Origin of the sequence: Sulfolobus sp. E5-1-F (assembly GCF_009601705.1) — an archaeon.
Lineage (GTDB): Archaea > Thermoproteota > Thermoprotei_A > Sulfolobales > Sulfolobaceae > Saccharolobus.
On sequence record NZ_CP045687.1, the window covers coordinates 1,878,720 to 1,895,504 of the forward strand.

The following is a 16,785-nucleotide window of genomic DNA, read 5'->3' on the forward strand; positions in this document are numbered from 1 at the left end:
TATAATTCAATAAAAAGATCTTAACTTAATGATTATCTTAACAAGAAAAGATCTAGATGAACTGCTAAACGCCGAAATAGCTGTAAACTCAGTAAAAGAGGCATTCAAATTACATTACCAGAAGAAGATAAATCAACCACAACGTTTAGTAATGAGTATAAAGGGAAATTGGTGGGGTTTAATGCCCTCAGCAACTGACTATTCTTTCGTAACCAAAATAGTTAATGTTATACCGGATAATAAAGGAAGAGGTTTACCATCAGTTCAAGGTGTTGTAATATTGATGTCACCAGATACCGGAGAAGTATTAGCGATAATTGATGGAACAATACTAACTGCAATAAGAACAGCAGCAGCAAGTATATTATCAACTGAGATAGCCATTAATAGTAGAAATATTGGCAATTTGGGAATAATAGGTGCAGGAATTGAAGCATATTATCACGCTAAGTTAGCCTTAGAATACTTCCGAGTTCAGAAAATTTACATTTCTGCTAGAAAATCTCACTTCGAATTAGCTAAGAAAGTTGGTGGTGAGGCTACAGACTTAGAAACATTATTAAAGAATTCAGATATCATTTTCGCAACCACTTCATCAAATGTTCCAGTAGTATTAGGAAAATATCTAAAAGATGTATTTCATATATCAAGTATAGGTGCACATACCCCCGATTCAAGAGAGATAGACGACGATACCATAATAAAGTTAAAGAGTTATATTGTAGACTCATTAGAAGCAGTTTCTAAAGAAAGTGGCGATTACATTATTCCTAAACAAAGAGGATTATTGGAAAATAAGATAATAAGGGAAGTTGGTGAAATAATAGATAAGGGTTTAAAGGTAGAAATGCCATCGTTATTTAAAACTGTGGGAATTGCAGCTGAGGATAATGTAACTGCTCATATGGCTTATCAAGAAGCTTCAAAAAGAGGAATTGGGGTTAACGTTTCCATATAATCTCTTGCACCTTCTCTTGCTTATTAACATATAACGCTAGAACAAATAGTAATGAGGATAGACGATTAAGATATTTAACATGAACGTCCTTAGCTCTATTTCTCCTTAGTAGCTTTACTACACTTCTCTCACTCCTTCTGCATACAGTTCTAGCCAGATGAAGAAAGGAAGCTGCGATATGTCCTCCAGGTAGAATAAAATTTCTTAACACTGGTAAATCCTTAGATAAATTATTGATCTGCTCTTCTATCCATTTTGTCTTATCTTCGTCGAAATTCAGGTCAAAGCCAGCGATTTCTGAGGAGAGTGAGAATATGTCTGATTGAATTCTCACTATAATTTCATGAAGTTGCGGATAAAGAGATGAAATAACACCTAAACTAGCATTTAATTCATCAAGGTCTCCAATAGCATTTACAATATCATCATCTTTCCAAATCTCACCAACTGAGGGTAATTTAGTCTTACCCTTATCACCAGTTCCGGTATACCAGATCGTCATAGGATATTATGTTCAAAGGGAGATTAAAAACCTCGCTAATTCTCTTTCATAAACTGTTGTGATCAAAACACCTTCCTTGTTTACAATTGCTATTACCGGTTTCTCAGTCTCCCTAAATTTTCTTAGCAAATCTATGATTCTCACGTTATCATATTCCATTGGAACCTCCTCAAGTGGTACATCACAAACTTTAGTATTTTCATATAGTTCTGGATCAATTTCAAGCAGAGTCTGTATCGACACATATCCAAGGGGTTTATTTTCATAATTTACAACAACTATACCCCTAACACCTCTTTCACCGATTTTAGTAATTACCGACCTTAAGTTCTCCTCACACGTAGCGTAAAGTGGCTTTATTTGTAGCTTAATTACCTCTTGAGACAGCTTCACTTTTTTACTCTCTGAAATTTTCTCTCTAGCTTTATAGCTTATTTGAAATAGGAGAGGAACTATTAAGGCTGAAAGGGAAATTGCCAAGATCGAAAATGAGTACGCAAATTCTCCTACATATCCTAACGTTAATCCAGTAAGTAATATTGATGAATCCACCCCTCCCTTAACGCTAGTTCCAATTCCATTAATCTTGCCCTCAACATTTACAACTTTTGACGAAATAAAGCCCGCAAGGAATTTAGAGGCAATTATAAGTGAGAAGAAAAGAAAGCCAAAAAGAATAATGGTTATGTCAATCTTAGTAACATATAAGCCTATACCCAAAAAGAATAATGGTTCAAAGAATCCATATGTGAATGCATGAAGTCTCTCTAACAACTCAGGTCTATCTTTTAAATAATCCTTTAATAATATACCCAAAAAGAAGGCAGATATAGCTGAATTAAACCTATATAACTCTGATAAATAGCCTATAATTAAAATTAGTGCAATAATAGAGGCAAACTCTATTTCTCTTGCCTTAAAATAATACTCTATTTTCTCTAGAATCTTGGCTAAAGTTCTACCGAACATTATCGTGAACGTAAATATTAGAAAAATTTCAAGCATTGTAATTAATATCTGACTAATCTTCAAGAGGATTGCAAATACTATTACAAAAATTATTTCTACAGAAATAACTTGTTGGAAAATTAAGTTAGAAATCTTATTGTCAGAAATTTCAACGTCCATCAACATTCTGGATAACGGACCAGCACTACTCATAGCCAATGGTACTGTGAGAATTAGGTAATCCTTAAGGCCAAGAGTATAGAGCGCAATTAGTATTACCGAGAATGGTACAATCGACTCTAAGATCGCTGCTAGAAATACTCTAGAATTAGATCTATTTTGGATATCAAACTCTTCTGCCCCAGCTAAGAATAACAAAAAATTATGCCCAGTGATGTAATAAACGAAATAATCTCATTTTAATCTTTATAATCCCAACTATGCCATCTCCGAGAATAATGCCCATTAATATAGGACCAACAAAAGTCACTAAACCAATTCTCCTAAATACCTCATCGGATATCTTGGCAACTATTAACATTATTCCTAGATACAATAGTGAAATCAGAAGTACAGATACCACAGTAAACTAAGTAAGTAGTACCATATTATTAAGAGTTTATCTTTTTGAGGCTGAATTCGATACAATACATTATATGTGAAGCTTGAACTAGGTTCTCCACCAGAATCTGGAGATCTCTATAATGCTTTCATAAACGCGTTAGTTATCGCAGGGGCTGGAAATGGAACCATAAAACTTTATTCCACCGCAGTAAAGGACTTCTTGGATTTTATAAACAAGGATCCTAGAAAGGTTACCAGCGAGGATTTAAACAAATGGATTACAAACTTGTTAAACAGAGAGGGGAAGGTTAAAGGTGACGAGTTAGAGAAAAAAAGAGCCAAGAGCGTTACTATCAGATATTATATAATTGCAGTGAGGAGATTCCTTAAATGGCTTAACGTTTCTGTAAAACCGCCTATTCCTAAAATAAGGAGAAAGGAAGTTAAGGCTCTAGATGAAACACAAGTTCTGCGAGTGCTTAACGCATGCAAGAGAACTAAGGATAAATTGATAATAAGATTACTATTAGATACTGGTTTACGTGCAAATGAATTACTTTCAATTCTAGTAAAGGATGTTGGTTTGGAAAATAATATGATTAGAGTTAGAAATACTAAGAGTGGAGAGGAAAGAGTAGTTTTCTTTACCGATGAGACTAAACAACTGCTAAGAAAATATATTAAGGGAAAGAAGCTTGACGAAAGACTATTCGATATAACTTACGATGCTCTATATAGAAAGTTAAAGAGATTAGGCAAGAAGGTCGGAATTGATTTAAGACCACATATTTTAAGGCACACCTTCGCTACCTTATCGTTAAAAAGGGGAATTAATGTAATAACATTGCAAAAGCTATTGGGACATAAGGATATAAAAACAACCCAAATTTACACTCATCTAGTTTTAGACGACTTAAGGAATGAATACCTTAAGGCGATGTCAAGTTCTTCCAGTAAAACGCCACTTTAACATTTCACTAACATATGATGCTAGATCTCTAATATTATTAAATGAAGCAGTTTGCAAATGTAAGTATTCAAATCTTGCTTGGTTCTCTAGCATTTTCTGTTGTAAGTCCTTAACTTTTTTAGATTGCAAAATTTTATTTAATGATTCTTCGGCTAAATTTCCTACTATCTCTCCATTTATATCATCTGGATAAGGTAAGTCACCATTAGGATATATGGTTATTGCATAACTTACTATCCTTTTGGGTACCTTGCCTATTATAGCATTTATGAATCCCCACGAATTATTTAGCGTAGAACCATATTTTCGCTTGAGATCATATAGCACTTTATAAAATTCATATGGATCTGGAGCTAACTTTACCTTTGAATTAGGATAATCTACTGCGGGCATTGCAAGTATCTTATATTTACACTCTGCTACCTTTCTAACTTTTTCTTCCAATTTGTATAAATTATATCTAGTAACTACAGTTTGAACGTTAACCTTAAGACCGTATTGTCTAAATCGGCATAAATTGTCTAACTCCTTCAGATTCCAATGATATTCATCTATTGAGTAATGCAAAAAGTCTATCTTGTCTGCTAATTTGGTGAGAAAATTCTCATCTTTAAGCCTATAACCATTAGTTGTAAGCATAACGTAAAAGGAACCATCATGTGCGTATTCTAAAAGATCTAAAATGTCTGGCCTATAAGTGGGCTCTCCACCTTCAAATGATAAAACAACTATTGACGAATCCCTCAAATTGTCTATTATCTTTTTCACTCTTTCTGTACTTCCCTCTCCTAATTCTCCAGAGTAATATGATGGAGAACAGAACGTACACCTCAAATTACATCTAGATGTTACCTTAAAGGTTGCATATGCTGGATTGAAAGGATCTTTGAGAATTTGCGTACTAATAAACCATTTTATGGCTTTTAAATCCTTATTCATAATTTTAATAACCTCCTTGTATGCTTTAAATATTCTTCAGCGTTCTCATCTATTATTGTAATCTCATTCTCTCTTAACTTCTTGATAACCTTTGCAGGAACTCCAACTGCTACGCTATAGGGAGGAATAACAGTACCTTGAGTAACTACGGATCCAGCTCCAATAATTGAGTATTCTCCAACTTGAGATCCATTAAGTAATATTGCTCCCATTCCCACAATAACGTGAGATGAAACTTTAGCACCATGAATAACAGCGTTATGACCAATTGTAACTTTATCACCAATTTCAACTGGATATCCATAATCTGTGTGGATTGTAGAATTCTCTTGCACGTTAGATTCTTTGCCAATCCTTATCTTATCATTATCTCCTCTAATCACAACATAGTGCCATATACTAGTCAAATCACCTATTTCTACATCACCTATAATATAAGAAGTAGGATGTATATACGCTTTCTGAGAAACCTTTGGGGTTTTACCTAAATACTCTTCTATTGGCATATATAGAATTTTTAGCCTTTCTTTATTAGCTTAGCTATGAAAAAACCGGTAATTTCGTGAATATGGGGATGAAATCTAATCTCATATTCTACTGAAAATCTTGGATCATCTATAACCTTCTCGTTCTCCCATGTTGTTACAGTGCAAGTAGAATAAAGTACTACCCCATTTTTCTTTAAAATCTTATAAGCGGAATTTAGGAATTGCTTCTGATATTTATGAAAATTAAGTATATCTTGTTTAGTCTTCTTATCGTATAATTTAGGTCTTATCCCTAATGCTGAACACGGGGGATCAATAATCACTTTATCTATCTCTCTTATATTGTAATCCTCGTAAAGATATCTCGAATCTGCTTTGTATATTTCTATTCTCATTCCCATTTTATTTACTAAATCTCTCAATTTCTTTACCTTATTCTCAGTATGATCAAAACCGATAAGCTTAACTCTAGGCTCTAACTGATAAATATGAGTCAACTTCCCACCAGGGTATGCAGTCATATCTACGATTTTCTCATTAGGCTGTGGATCAAGTAAATGAGCAACATACATTGATGCCTTACCTTGAACATATACTAATCCGTTTTTCAACTCTGGCAAATCAGCTAATTTAGGGGAAGTGTACAAGGATCTCGTAACCTCTACTACTAAATCAGTATTTATACCATAATATTTACCCTCAGCTACTGGAAACCCATTATCACTATAAACTGTAACCCTTTTTTCTTTAGGATCATTAATCAAAACTCTCTTCAAACCCGGTTTGTAAACGTTAGCCCCTAACATAACGCTCTCAGCAGTTTTCTTATCTACAATTACCTTATTTTCGTGAATTTCAATTTCATTTGGCCCTCTTATCTCAGTGTAAATTGCCTCCTTGAAATCTTCGTCTGGCTTAAAATGTAGAAGTTTTTCCAATATTTTTTCTACAGAAGTCTTTAGAGTATTCACCCTAACGTATAATCTAGGATTTGGTTTCCTTATGGAATCCAAAAAGTCGTTTAAGTATTCGCCATATACTTCTCTCAAATCACTAATTACGAACTCATCGTACTCCAGAATACCTTAGCACCCTCATTATTTGGTTCAGATATAAAACCACCAAATCTTGAAATTAATTCCTCACCCTCCCTTTTAGAACTAACAAATGTATAGACAGCAGGACCGAAGGAGGAAAGACCCGCGGGAAAACCAACCCTAGCCATATCCTTCATAAGTTTTCTGACCTTATCAGCTTGTAAAGAGACTTCAACCTTCTTAAATCCCAAATTTTGGATTAATGAGATCGCTTCTAGTGCCCCTTCTAAATCCCTTTCTGCAACTGACGGGATTAACTCCATTAAGACTACCCTCGCTAAAATGTCTAATCCCTCTAACTTAGCCTCCTTAAATGCCTTAATTTCATCATTGCCAAATATTCTTTTACCATCCTTAGGTATATTAACGTAGATGTACCAAGGAAAATTTAGCCTTGCTATTAATGGAGGGGGAGGAGCGGAGGAGAAATCTGACGGCAATAGCTCCTTTTTTACTTTAATGGAGTGCCCACCATCTACTATAAAACCCCCGTAATCGAAGGCATAAACGCCGACTCCGGATGTGCCACCTCTTTTTACCAATTTGGCTAGCTCGTACGAGTTAAGTCTCTTAAAATTATATTCAGCAGCTAGCTTAGCCACTGATAACAAATATTGTGTAGTGTGACCAAGTCCTACATGTTCGTCAAAGTCTTCCTCTATACATATTTTAGGGACCTCAAATGGTAAAGACACTTCAGGCTCGAAACAATTACCACTCCTAACCACTATCTTAGGATATTTTAAGGCAACTCCTACCCCGCCATCAATTCTGCCGTATTTCCCCTCAAGGTCAAACAACGTGATGTGAATGCGTGAAAGCCCAATGATCCTTATCATAAGAATTAATAAGATTGTGTGATAAAAAAGGAAACTATGAGTCTAGCAACATTACTTTATAAATGGTATAAAGAAACTCCTTCAAAGACCTTTCTAATCGATAAAAGCCAAGCAGTTACTTACGAACAAGCTGCTAGAGAAGTAGCATACGTTGCTTCTAATATCTCACCTGGAGATACTGTAGTTCATCTAATGTTCAATTCTCTACAGTCAATAATAAACTACTTGGCAGTATATTGGGCAGGGGGAAAGGTAGTTGCAGTTGATCCGCTAACTTCAGCCGAAGATTTAAAGTTCATTTTAGAGGACTCAAGCCCTGACCTAATAATAACTGACGAGGAGATATATAAGAGAGAATACGATGTGCTAAAATCGTATAAGGTTATAGTTAACAAGAAAGGAAAAGAGATTTTTGTAAAACCATATGAGTATAGAGAGGATGAGGTAGGCCTAATTTACTATTATGCTGGAATAGCAGGGAGAACGATGCAAGTATTGCATAGTGCTACTAGGGTTGAGCTTAACTCCGCAACAGTCTACAATGTAATTAACCTTAAAGAGATTAGGGGGATACTAACAGTTCCTATAGCTCACGTCTTAGGAAATAGCGTATTAGGTGTTACCTTGGAAGCTGGAGGCACGTTATACGTTATGAGTAAATTTAACGTTGATGAAGCAATTGAAAGTATAAATAAATATAACATTAACTATCTATCAACTGTTCCAACTGTTTACGATTACTTAAATAACGAGGAGAAAAGGAAATTAGATAGTTTAGAATTATGTGTAAGCTCTGCTGCACCATTATTTCCATCAACCGTAAATATCTTTAAGACTAAATACGGAAAAGATATCGTTCAACAGTATGGCTTTACTGAGGGTTTAATTCTAACTTTCCAACCCAAGGAACTAGCTGGGGTAATTTCAATAGGAAAGCCCTTGCCTGGCGTTGAAATAAAGATAGTGGATAACGAGGGCAAAGAGAGTAATGAAGGTGAATTGTGGGTTAAGGCTCCTTGGCTCATGTTAGGATATAAGGATAGAGAGGAGACAGTTAAAGTGTTTAGTGAGGGATGGCTAAGAACAGGTGATTTAGTTAGGATTGATGAGAAAGGTTTACTGTATTTTAGAGGAATTAAAAAGAGGATGCTAAAATTTAAGGGATATCCGATATTTCCAAGAGACTTAGAAGAAGTTTTGAAAACTCATCCACTCGTTGAAAACGTAAAAGTTATAGGAGAGGACGCTGGAAATTTAGGGCAACAACCTGTTGCCTTAGTTAAGGTGAAGGAGCCGAAGACCGGAATAGAGGACGAATTACTTAATTATGTAAATTCTAGGGTAGCTTTTTATAAGAGATTAAAGAAAGTTTATGTGGTAGATAAGATTGAGTGAAATTGACTCATTAATTAAGGAAGTTGCTGAAAGGCTACAAAAGAAGGGTGAAGAATATGGTAAAAAGAAGGAGGACGTTACCTTAGTCTTAACTGAAGAGAACTTCGATGAAGTAATTAAAAATAATAAGTTAGTTTTAGTAGATTGTTGGGCTGAATGGTGTGCTCCATGCCATCTTTATGAACCAATTTACAAAAAAGTTGCTGAAAAATATAAGGGTAAAGCCGTTTTTGGAAGATTAAATGTTGATGAAAATCAAAAGATTGCAGATAAGTATAGCGTACTTAATATACCTACTACGTTAATTTTTGTTAATGGCCAATTAGTGGATTCTTTAGTTGGCGCTGTTGATGAAGATACTTTAGAGAGTACTATAAATAAATACTTAGAATGATTGAGGTATATGCAAAAAAGAAATTGCAAGATTTTTTGTTAAATGTTAACTTCTCTGAAAAAGGAATAATTGCAATTACAGGTAAAAACGGTAGTGGGAAAAGCACATTACTAAAGATGATTGCCGGAATTCTAAGACCAGATGAAGGGTACGTTAAATTAAATGACATAGATATTACACATTTACCCATTAATAAGAGAAACGTTGTATTAGTGACTCCAGAAAGTTATATTCCCACATTAGACTTAAAGAAACATCTGAAATGGGGGGCTAAACTAAAGGGAAGAAAAGTAGATGATAAAGAAATAATGGAGTTAGCTAAATTGCTCGAAGTTCCCAATGAGAATAAAAAAGTAGGCAATTTGAGCTTAGGAAATAAGGAGAAAGTCTCATTAGCTACAGCCATTTTAGCAAAACCTAATTTAATTTTAGTTGATGAGGGATTCAGTAATATCTCGGAAAAGGAACATTTTATTAACATTTATATCGATTTATGTAAAAAGAATCAAATAGAACTAATTTATGTTACTCAAGATGTTGAAGATGTTAAATTTTCCGATCATCATTACGTGATGAAAAATGGATCTCTACATAAAGTTTTTTAAAAGATTTATAAGAGGATTGAAAGATTTTGAGAAATATCATGTGAAATCCTACATAAGAATGTGAAAACTTTCTATGATAATATCTAGCAATATTTTTAAACTATATATGAGTAGCCACATACATGCCAAGTACAGCAGAAGATGTAATCAAATTCCTAAAGGAAAATAACATAAAGTGGGTAGATCTACAATTTACAGATGTTCCTGGAAGACTACATCATATTACAATTCCTGCTAGCGACTTTGATTTGGAATCTTTAAAAACAGGCTTCGGCAAATTAGATGGAAGTAGTATAAGGGGATTCACAAGTATCTATGAAAGTGATATGGTACTACTACCAGTACCAGAAACCATGACGTTAGTTCCTTGGTCTCCTGGAGTAGCTAGAGTATTATGTAAGGTTTTCTGGGGAGGAGGAAAAGGAAGATTTGAAAGAGATCCTAGATTCATAGCTGAGGAAGCTGAGAAATATCAAGCAGAACAAGGTTATACCTCTTACTATGGTCCAGAATTAGAGTTCTTCATGTTCGATAAGGTAAAATTAGACGTAAGTACACCACAGTCTGGAACTGGATATAAAATTTATGCAAGAGAGGCTCCGTGGAGCGATAGTGGAACCTTTGTAATAAGATTCAAAGAGGGATATTACCCAGCACCACCAGTTGATCAATTAATGGATGTAAGAGTAGAGATCGTTGAGACTTTAGTTAAATACTTTGGATACACAATAGAGGCTACACATCACGAAGTTGCAACTGCAGGACAAAGTGAAATAGACTTCAGATTCTCCACTCTCGTAGATACTGCAGATAAGGTTCAAACTCTGAAGTATGTAGCTAAAAACATTGCTGCAAAACACGGATTAGTAGTAACTTTCATGCCAAAACCTATTTATGGTGATAATGGAACTGGTATGCATACACATCTTAGTTTATGGACTAAGGACGGAAAGAAGAATTTAATGTATGATCCTAATGAAGAATATGCAGAGATTAGCCAATTTGGAAGATATGTAATCGGAGGCCTTTTAACACATGCTAGAGCTTTATCAGCAATAGTGTCTCCTACTGTAAATAGTTATAGAAGGTTAATACCAGGATTTGAAGCACCAGTATACATAGCGTGGAGTAAGGGGAACAGAAGCGCTGTAGTTAGAGTACCAGCATATTACAAAGGAATGGAGAAAGCTAAAAGAATAGAGTACAGACCTCCAGATCCTTCAACTAATCCATATTTAGCATTTGCTGCATTATTAATGGCTGCATTAGATGGTGTGAACAAGAAAATAGATCCAGGAGATCCAGTGGATGAGAATATATATCACCTAACTCCAGAGAGGAGAAAACAATTAGGAATAAGAGAGCTACCTAGATCATTAGACGAAGCTTTAGACGAGTTAGAAAGTGATAAAGAGTTCTTAAAGCCGGTATTTAACTCGTCATTGTTAGATACTTATATAGATTTAAAGAGAGATGAGGCACGAAGTTTACAAGGTTATCCGCACCCAATGGAGTTGTACTATTATCTAGATTCTTAAATTGGTACAAAAATACCAGTATTTTTTAATGTATTTTTAAACTCATTAAGATCAAGGTAGTAGTCGAATTCATAATTTTTTGATGCCTCTTTTAGAATATTATAGTCGATATTAAGTAAGTTTGAATAGCTTGAAATCCATCTATCCATAGAAGACTTAAACCAACTAAATGACTCCTCATAAATACCCCTTATTTTCTCCCAATCCATATTATCCCTTACTGCTAATGTACAACAATGTAATGGCGTAAATCTGTGTACCTTATACCCCTTCCTCTCTAAAATTGACAAAAAGGGTTCCCAAATTGCTATACCATCCACTACCCCTTTTTCAAGAAAGTCCAACATTTGATATGAACTATAGGATGGAATGATCTCAATATTCCTAAATTCCCTAAATGCCCACATTTCCATACTTGACATCACAGTCGATGCAATTCTAGTGCAAGTTTTGCCTATAATTCCACCTCCTCCTTTAGCACCTCCTCCAATAATTCTTATATTACGATATATTGTTAAAAATATCATTTGCGTTATTATTGGTGATAGACCCAAATCTAACTTAGCTTCGACTAAATCTTTAGTTAAATCAATCCCATTTTCATAAATTTTAACAGTAACATTATATCCCCTATTTTCCAGATTTTTAATAAACGGAATTATGAACGGATACTCTGCAGCTCTTATAATTCCTAACCTTAAGAATCTATCTTGAGATAAACTCACTTCTAGGTTTTTTCCTAAAACCTTCCTTCTCTTTATTATACCTTCTTTCTCTAGTTCGGATAAGACTTCAGATAATCTACTCTTCGATAATCCAGAAAGTTTACCTAGTTCGCTTTGAGGTAGAGAACCTTTTTCCTTCAAGATAGATATAACTTTATCTTTACTGTTCATTAACAATTAATTATTCTAAAAAACTCTATAATAAGCTTACCTTACTTGCATTATCGAGTAACTTGAAGACATGATTTTGTAAACCTCTATTAGTCTTAAACAGCCCTCTGTATGCTACTGAAACTAACTTAGCCTCTTTATCCTTTACTCCTCTAACATATGAACACATGTGTATTGCGTTCCCTATCACCATAACGCCTTTAGGTTTTATTTCGCTATTCATTATGGCATCAGCTATTTGTTCCACTAATCTCTCTTGAATTTGAAGGCGTGAAGAATAATAATTTATAATTCTAATTATTTTACTAAATCCAGCAACCTTACCGCTATTGCTAACAATATATGCTACATGGATTTTTCCAATAATTGGCAACATATGATGTTCGCACAATGACGAAAAGTTTACGTCTTTTATTAGTACTATTTGATTCTTTTCATATACTTCACCATCTTCACCTAAACTGAATACTTTAATTTGAGGAGGTGGTGTTCTCAATCCTGAAGTCATTTCTAGCAAAGCTCTAGCTACTCTTTCAGGCGTCTCCTTAAGCCCTTCTCTTTCCGGATTCTCACCCAATAATTCAAGAATTTCCTTTATCCTTCTCGCTATTTCTTCTACTAATTTTTGGTCATCTAACTCTGTCTTTTGCATACCGTTTATAGTTTAGTGAAGAAATCTATTATAACTATTTTGTTAAAAAACTTCTACAACAGCTTATAAGTAGTTTCTAACACGATTGGTTTTCCTTTAGTTACTATAAGTGTATCTTCTATACGTATACCAAACCTGCCTTTCAGATATATTCCGGGCTCTACAGTAATAATCATATTTTCCTTTAATATTTGTTTAGAATTCATTGAAATTGTAGGACTTTCGTGTATTTCTACCCCTACTCCATGACCAGTAGAATGTATAAAATATTTGCCGTAACCAGCCTTTTCTATAATCGTCCTAGCAACAGCATCTACTTCTGAAGCCACTACCCCATCCCTCACAGCATCTATAGCTTCCATTTGTGCCTCCAAAACTATTTCATAGACTTTCTTTGCTTCACTATTCTTAAATACAAAAGTCCTAGTACTATCAAAACAGTAGCCATTATATTTGGCTCCTATATCGAATAGTACAATATCATTATTTCTTAACACACGATCTGTAGGAATGTGATGAGGATATGCGGAATTCTCTCCAAAGGCCACTATGGATGGAAAAGCGTAATCTTCAGCACCAATCGATTTCATAGTCATATCAATGATGCCAGCAATTTGTTTCTCATTAGAGGTTCCTTCAATCAATTTTTCCATTCCAATTTTCATTGCAACGGCAGTAATTTCGCCAGCTTTTCTTATTCTTTCTATCTCATCATCATCCTTAACTTCTCTTAACCTTGTTATTTCATTAGAAAAATCGATTACTCTATACTTTTGTGACAACGCGTTATATGTGCCAGCATCAACCCAGCTTACGTCCAACATTACGTTATTCTTATTGACAATTTTTTCAATAGCTTTAAATATATTACCTTCAATAACGTTCTCAAGAATTTTAGATGGATAATAAATCAAGATATCAACACCTTTTACATTCTCTGCTCTATACATCTCTAAAGCGGGAACGAGCAAGGTAAAACGTGAATCACAATAGACTAATGCCCCTGCCCCAGAATACTCTAGGAAGTAAAATAAATTTGGCGAACCAAATATAATAGCGCAACTATCTTTTTTATCTTCTAGGATCGCCTTGAGCTTTCTTAACTTATTCATATTCTATATTTGAAGTTAGGCTCTCTAATAGATATTGCTATCATAAATGCCCTTCCCAATAGTTCTTCTTTAACATCTTCTGAATACTCTCCTTTTAATATATCTAGTACATCTATCACGTTGTCTTCTCTATATAAGCAAGTCTTTAACTTTCCATCAACAGATAATCTAATTCTATTGCATCCAGCACAGAATATTGGATTTGCATAAGGCTTAACTACCTCAACTATTAACCCAGAAGGAAGAACATAACGTGGTCTAAAATGTTTTTTCCTGATTTGCTTTTTAATAGATATTTTCTCAATGTATTCTTCTATTTCTCTTAAGTCGTCATGTTCTTTAAAATTTAATTTCCCTAATCCCACTGGATGCAGTTCTATAAGATGTATTTCATTTACACCTAAATTTTGGGAAAGTTCAATAAACTTAAAGACTTCTTCCCGATTCCTCTTATTTACAACAAAATTTAACTTCACTGGTACTAAACCTGTATCTACAGCACTTTTTATTCCTTCAATTACTCTATCGAAAGCATCTACGCCCGTAATTTTCTTGAATGTCTCCCTTGAAATAGCATGAAGGCTGACATTAATTCTATCAAGTCCAGCTAACTTTAATTTATAAGCCAGATCCTTTAAGAGAAAACCATTGGTTGTCATAGACACGTCTCTATATCCTAATTGCTTAAGTCCTCTAACTATTTCAATTAAATCTCGTCGTAATGTTGGTTCTCCTCCAGTTAATTTCACAGAGTTTATGCCAAATTTCCTAGCTACCTTGGCAACTAATAAAATATCGTCTTTACTTAAAATGTAATTATCTCCTTCTTCTCCCTCCATATGACAGAAGAAGCATTCAAAGTTGCATGTATGTGTTAACGTTATCCTAAGATCTTCTAATGGTCTACCAAATCTATCAATCATTAATAGCTTTTTTACCTCAAAAGATTATAAACACATGTATGAATGCAGTAATTTGTCCGAAATGCAGAATTAGAATGGACTTTATCGCTGAGTCTGAAAGCAGTGATGGCATAAAGAAGATAATAAGATATTATTATAGATGCCCAGCGTGTGGCTCAAGAATTTTAGACTCTAATATAGAGACTATAAAAGATACAACAAACATTTTAATAAAAATTGCTCATTAAGTTTTTTAGTATATATAAATGAGTTGGAGGGTATAATCCCATTAGATTTATATTCTTTATATCAAAGAACTCTCTAGTAATATTCTTATCAGGCATATACTCATCTAGAAATCTTTTAGCTACTTCTTGGAAATGATTTATATTAACTATTTTGTAACTTAAGAATAAGAAGAATACTACTAGATCCCAAGCTCTATAATACACATTATTAGATTTAAATGATTGTTCAGCGTCTATAACAGCTAACTTACTTCTATTTACTATAACAAAGTTACTTATTTTAGTGTCACCTAGTACATATCCGACCTCATGGATTTCCCTCAAGCCTTTTGCTATTATCTCTATATTTTCCTCATTTATCTCATCCCCTTCTATAAACTCTCTAGTTATGCAAAGTTCTTTTGCATCAATATCAATTAGTTTAGGTACAATAACTGTATCCTTCCATGTGTTATCTAAGAAAAAATCCAGTTCTCTAACGAATCTTTCTTTAGGATCAGCAACATATGGATAATTCCAAAAGAAAGTAGAGATAAAATACCACTTTATTCCAAAGATTGTCATATAGCATTTTTGTACATATAATTTGTTATCCTTCTTTATGATTCTTGACTGGCTGTATGAATTTTTAAACATCGTTTGCTATATCTATTCTTAACCTTATTAACTCTCCGTCATCATATACCTCACTAGGTTTTTTGGATAAAAATTTTGATATATCTAAACTCCTTGGAGAAAAATCCAAAATATCTCCTTTCTTATTCATTATAACTATTACTTCTGGCACAGTTATTTGCTTACTCCTAAATCTCTTTTAAAGTTTGCTCTAGAATATCAACATACTTGAAAGCGTCGTCTGGAAATATAAGTACTGTAGTTGAGGAAACGTCATTTATCTTTTTATAGGCTGCCACAGTAGCACCTGCACTTATACCTATTAAAATCCCAGAAGTCCTTGCTACGTTAACTGTTCCATCAATTGCCTCTTCTAAACTTACATCAATTACGCGGTCAATCTTCACATCCCTTAGTAAAGAATTAGAGTAATTTTGTCTCTTTATCCCAGGGATTCTAGAATTTTCCGAGGGTTGAACTCCTACTATCTCTACATAATCACCATATTTTTCTTTAAAATACTTAGCAATCCCTGCTATATGACCTCCAGTTCCCATAGTGGCTATAATACGTGAAGGTTTCTTTCCGATAGAACTTAACTGTTCATCAATTTCTCTTGCAGTAGTCTCATAATGAGCTATTACATTTATTGGATTATTGAATTGATCCAAATTTACTGCATTGCTCATTTCTGCGAACCTCTTTACTAAAGGTATCACGTCATTGGTAGAATTGCCAGCTTCTATGACATTACCTCCTAATAACTTTACAAAAACCTTATAGACCTTTGGAGCGACTATGGGGACAAACATTGTGAATTGCATACCATAAATAGACGATAAAGATGCTAGGGCTATTCCAGTATTACCAGAGGTGGCTTCGACTATATGATTTGCATTTTTTAGTAACGCTTGCCTAAATAAGAACCACGCCGTCCTATCTTTTACACTTCTGCTAAAAGGATTATAAAATTCTAGTTTAGCCCACGTGTCATCTCCTATTCTAAGCTTTAGTAGCGGAGTAGGCCACATACCTTCTAGTAACTCTTGTTCATTTGAGAATACGTGAAGAGGATTTGACACAATATAGATCTACCGAAATTTTAGTAATGGGAAACTGGTAT

The 16,785-nt window shown here is 34.2% G+C and carries 19 protein-coding genes and 1 pseudogene; 7 read left to right on the plus strand and 13 right to left on the minus strand.

Annotated elements, in window-relative coordinates:
• Nucleotides 1-28: 28 nt before the first annotated feature.
• A complete protein-coding gene (locus GFS03_RS09705; RefSeq protein WP_153423850.1) occupies nt 29-958 on the plus strand; it encodes an ornithine cyclodeaminase family protein in 930 nt (309 codons plus the stop codon).
• Here GFS03_RS09705 and GFS03_RS09710 read toward each other — a convergent pair.
• Together GFS03_RS09710 and GFS03_RS09715 are read right to left on the minus strand one after the other, a co-directional pair.
• Nucleotides 942-1,460 (minus strand): cob(I)yrinic acid a,c-diamide adenosyltransferase, encoded by a 519-nt coding sequence (locus GFS03_RS09710; protein ID WP_153423852.1) that lies wholly within the window; start codon nt 1,458-1,460, stop codon nt 942-944. The two genes, GFS03_RS09705 and GFS03_RS09710, sit on opposite strands and share 17 nt — an antisense overlap.
• Nucleotides 1,461-1,472: 12 nt before the next feature.
• Nucleotides 1,473-2,991, minus strand: a pseudogene (locus GFS03_RS09715) (cation:proton antiporter).
• A 75-nt stretch (nt 2,992-3,066) separates the two neighbouring features.
• Here GFS03_RS09715 and xerA point away from each other — a divergent pair.
• Nucleotides 3,067-3,942: a site-specific tyrosine recombinase/integron integrase gene (gene xerA / locus GFS03_RS09720; protein WP_153423854.1), complete on the plus strand. Its 876-nt coding sequence runs from the start codon at nt 3,067-3,069 to the stop codon at nt 3,940-3,942.
• Here xerA and GFS03_RS09725 read toward each other — a convergent pair.
• Genes GFS03_RS09725 through GFS03_RS09740 form a run of 4 tightly spaced genes read right to left on the minus strand, consistent with a single transcriptional unit; the run spans nt 3,913 to nt 7,305 of the window.
• Complete coding sequence (locus GFS03_RS09725) at nt 3,913-4,881, minus strand: radical SAM/SPASM domain-containing protein (protein ID WP_153423855.1); 969 nt, start codon at nt 4,879-4,881, stop codon at nt 3,913-3,915. The two genes, xerA and GFS03_RS09725, sit on opposite strands and share 30 nt — an antisense overlap.
• Nucleotides 4,878-5,387 (minus strand): DapH/DapD/GlmU-related protein, encoded by a 510-nt coding sequence (locus tag GFS03_RS09730; protein ID WP_153423857.1) that lies wholly within the window; start codon nt 5,385-5,387, stop codon nt 4,878-4,880. The genes GFS03_RS09725 and GFS03_RS09730 overlap by 4 nt, the downstream gene beginning before the upstream one ends.
• Before the next feature lie 11 nt (nt 5,388-5,398).
• A complete protein-coding gene (locus tag GFS03_RS09735; protein WP_153423859.1) occupies nt 5,399-6,418 on the minus strand; it encodes an RsmB/NOP family class I SAM-dependent RNA methyltransferase in 1,020 nt (339 codons plus the stop codon).
• A gap of 8 nt (nt 6,419-6,426) precedes the next feature.
• On the minus strand, nt 6,427-7,305 hold the full coding sequence (locus GFS03_RS09740; protein WP_153423861.1) for a beta-ribofuranosylaminobenzene 5'-phosphate synthase family protein: 879 nt from the start codon (nt 7,303-7,305) through the stop codon (nt 6,427-6,429).
• Between the two features lie 18 nt (nt 7,306-7,323).
• Here GFS03_RS09740 and GFS03_RS09745 point away from each other — a divergent pair, with 18 nt between their 5' ends.
• The 4 genes from GFS03_RS09745 (at nt 7,324) to glnA (ending at nt 11,237) form a co-directional block, all read left to right on the plus strand.
• A complete protein-coding gene (locus GFS03_RS09745; RefSeq protein ID WP_181443754.1) occupies nt 7,324-8,700 on the plus strand; it encodes a class I adenylate-forming enzyme family protein in 1,377 nt (458 codons plus the stop codon).
• The gene (gene trxA, locus GFS03_RS09750) at nt 8,693-9,094 is read left to right on the plus strand and encodes a thioredoxin (RefSeq protein WP_153423865.1); all 402 of its coding nucleotides are present in this window, start codon (nt 8,693-8,695) and stop codon (nt 9,092-9,094) included. The genes GFS03_RS09745 and trxA overlap by 8 nt, the downstream gene beginning before the upstream one ends.
• Nucleotides 9,091-9,699, plus strand: coding sequence for an ATP-binding cassette domain-containing protein (locus tag GFS03_RS09755; protein ID WP_153423866.1), 609 nt, complete (start codon nt 9,091-9,093; stop codon nt 9,697-9,699). Before trxA ends, GFS03_RS09755 begins: the two co-directional genes overlap by 4 nt.
• A 122-nt stretch (nt 9,700-9,821) precedes the next feature.
• Nucleotides 9,822-11,237 (plus strand): type I glutamate--ammonia ligase, encoded by a 1,416-nt coding sequence (glnA, locus tag GFS03_RS09760; RefSeq protein ID WP_153423868.1) that lies wholly within the window; start codon nt 9,822-9,824, stop codon nt 11,235-11,237.
• Here glnA and GFS03_RS09765 read toward each other — a convergent pair.
• The 4 genes from GFS03_RS09765 to moaA are packed head-to-tail and all read right to left on the minus strand — an operon-like array spanning nt 11,234 to nt 14,820.
• Entirely contained in the window at nt 11,234-12,133 is a 900-nt protein-coding gene (locus GFS03_RS09765; protein ID WP_153423869.1) for a MarR family transcriptional regulator, read from the minus strand. The genes glnA and GFS03_RS09765 overlap by 4 nt on opposite strands.
• 25 nt (nt 12,134-12,158) lie before the next feature.
• Nucleotides 12,159-12,785: a GTP cyclohydrolase I gene (gene folE / locus GFS03_RS09770; protein ID WP_153423871.1), complete on the minus strand. Its 627-nt coding sequence runs from the start codon at nt 12,783-12,785 to the stop codon at nt 12,159-12,161.
• Nucleotides 12,786-12,838: 53 nt separating this feature from the next.
• Nucleotides 12,839-13,897, minus strand: a complete 1,059-nt coding sequence (locus GFS03_RS09775; RefSeq protein WP_153423873.1) for an aminopeptidase P family protein — start codon at nt 13,895-13,897, stop codon at nt 12,839-12,841.
• A complete protein-coding gene (moaA, locus tag GFS03_RS09780) occupies nt 13,894-14,820 on the minus strand; it encodes a GTP 3',8-cyclase MoaA (protein WP_153423875.1) in 927 nt (308 codons plus the stop codon). Before moaA ends, GFS03_RS09775 begins: the two co-directional genes overlap by 4 nt.
• 38 nt (nt 14,821-14,858) lie before the next feature.
• Between moaA and GFS03_RS09785 the strand changes: the two genes are divergently transcribed.
• Nucleotides 14,859-15,047 carry a hypothetical protein gene (locus GFS03_RS09785; RefSeq protein WP_153423877.1) on the plus strand — a complete coding sequence of 63 codons (189 nt, stop codon included), beginning with the start codon at nt 14,859-14,861 and terminating at the stop codon, nt 15,045-15,047.
• Here the strand turns inward: GFS03_RS09785 and GFS03_RS09790 are convergent.
• Genes GFS03_RS09790 through GFS03_RS09795 form a run of 3 tightly spaced genes read right to left on the minus strand, consistent with a single transcriptional unit; the run spans nt 15,027 to nt 16,744 of the window.
• Nucleotides 15,027-15,683 (minus strand): serine/threonine protein kinase, encoded by a 657-nt coding sequence (locus GFS03_RS09790; RefSeq protein ID WP_153423879.1) that lies wholly within the window; start codon nt 15,681-15,683, stop codon nt 15,027-15,029. The two genes, GFS03_RS09785 and GFS03_RS09790, sit on opposite strands and share 21 nt — an antisense overlap.
• The gene (locus GFS03_RS13360) at nt 15,676-15,834 is read right to left on the minus strand and encodes a hypothetical protein (protein WP_167738492.1); all 159 of its coding nucleotides are present in this window, start codon (nt 15,832-15,834) and stop codon (nt 15,676-15,678) included. Before GFS03_RS13360 ends, GFS03_RS09790 begins: the two co-directional genes overlap by 8 nt.
• Nucleotides 15,835-15,850: 16 nt before the next feature.
• Nucleotides 15,851-16,744, minus strand: a complete 894-nt coding sequence (locus GFS03_RS09795; RefSeq protein ID WP_153423881.1) for a cysteine synthase family protein — start codon at nt 16,742-16,744, stop codon at nt 15,851-15,853.
• Nucleotides 16,745-16,785: the final 41 nt, after the last annotated feature.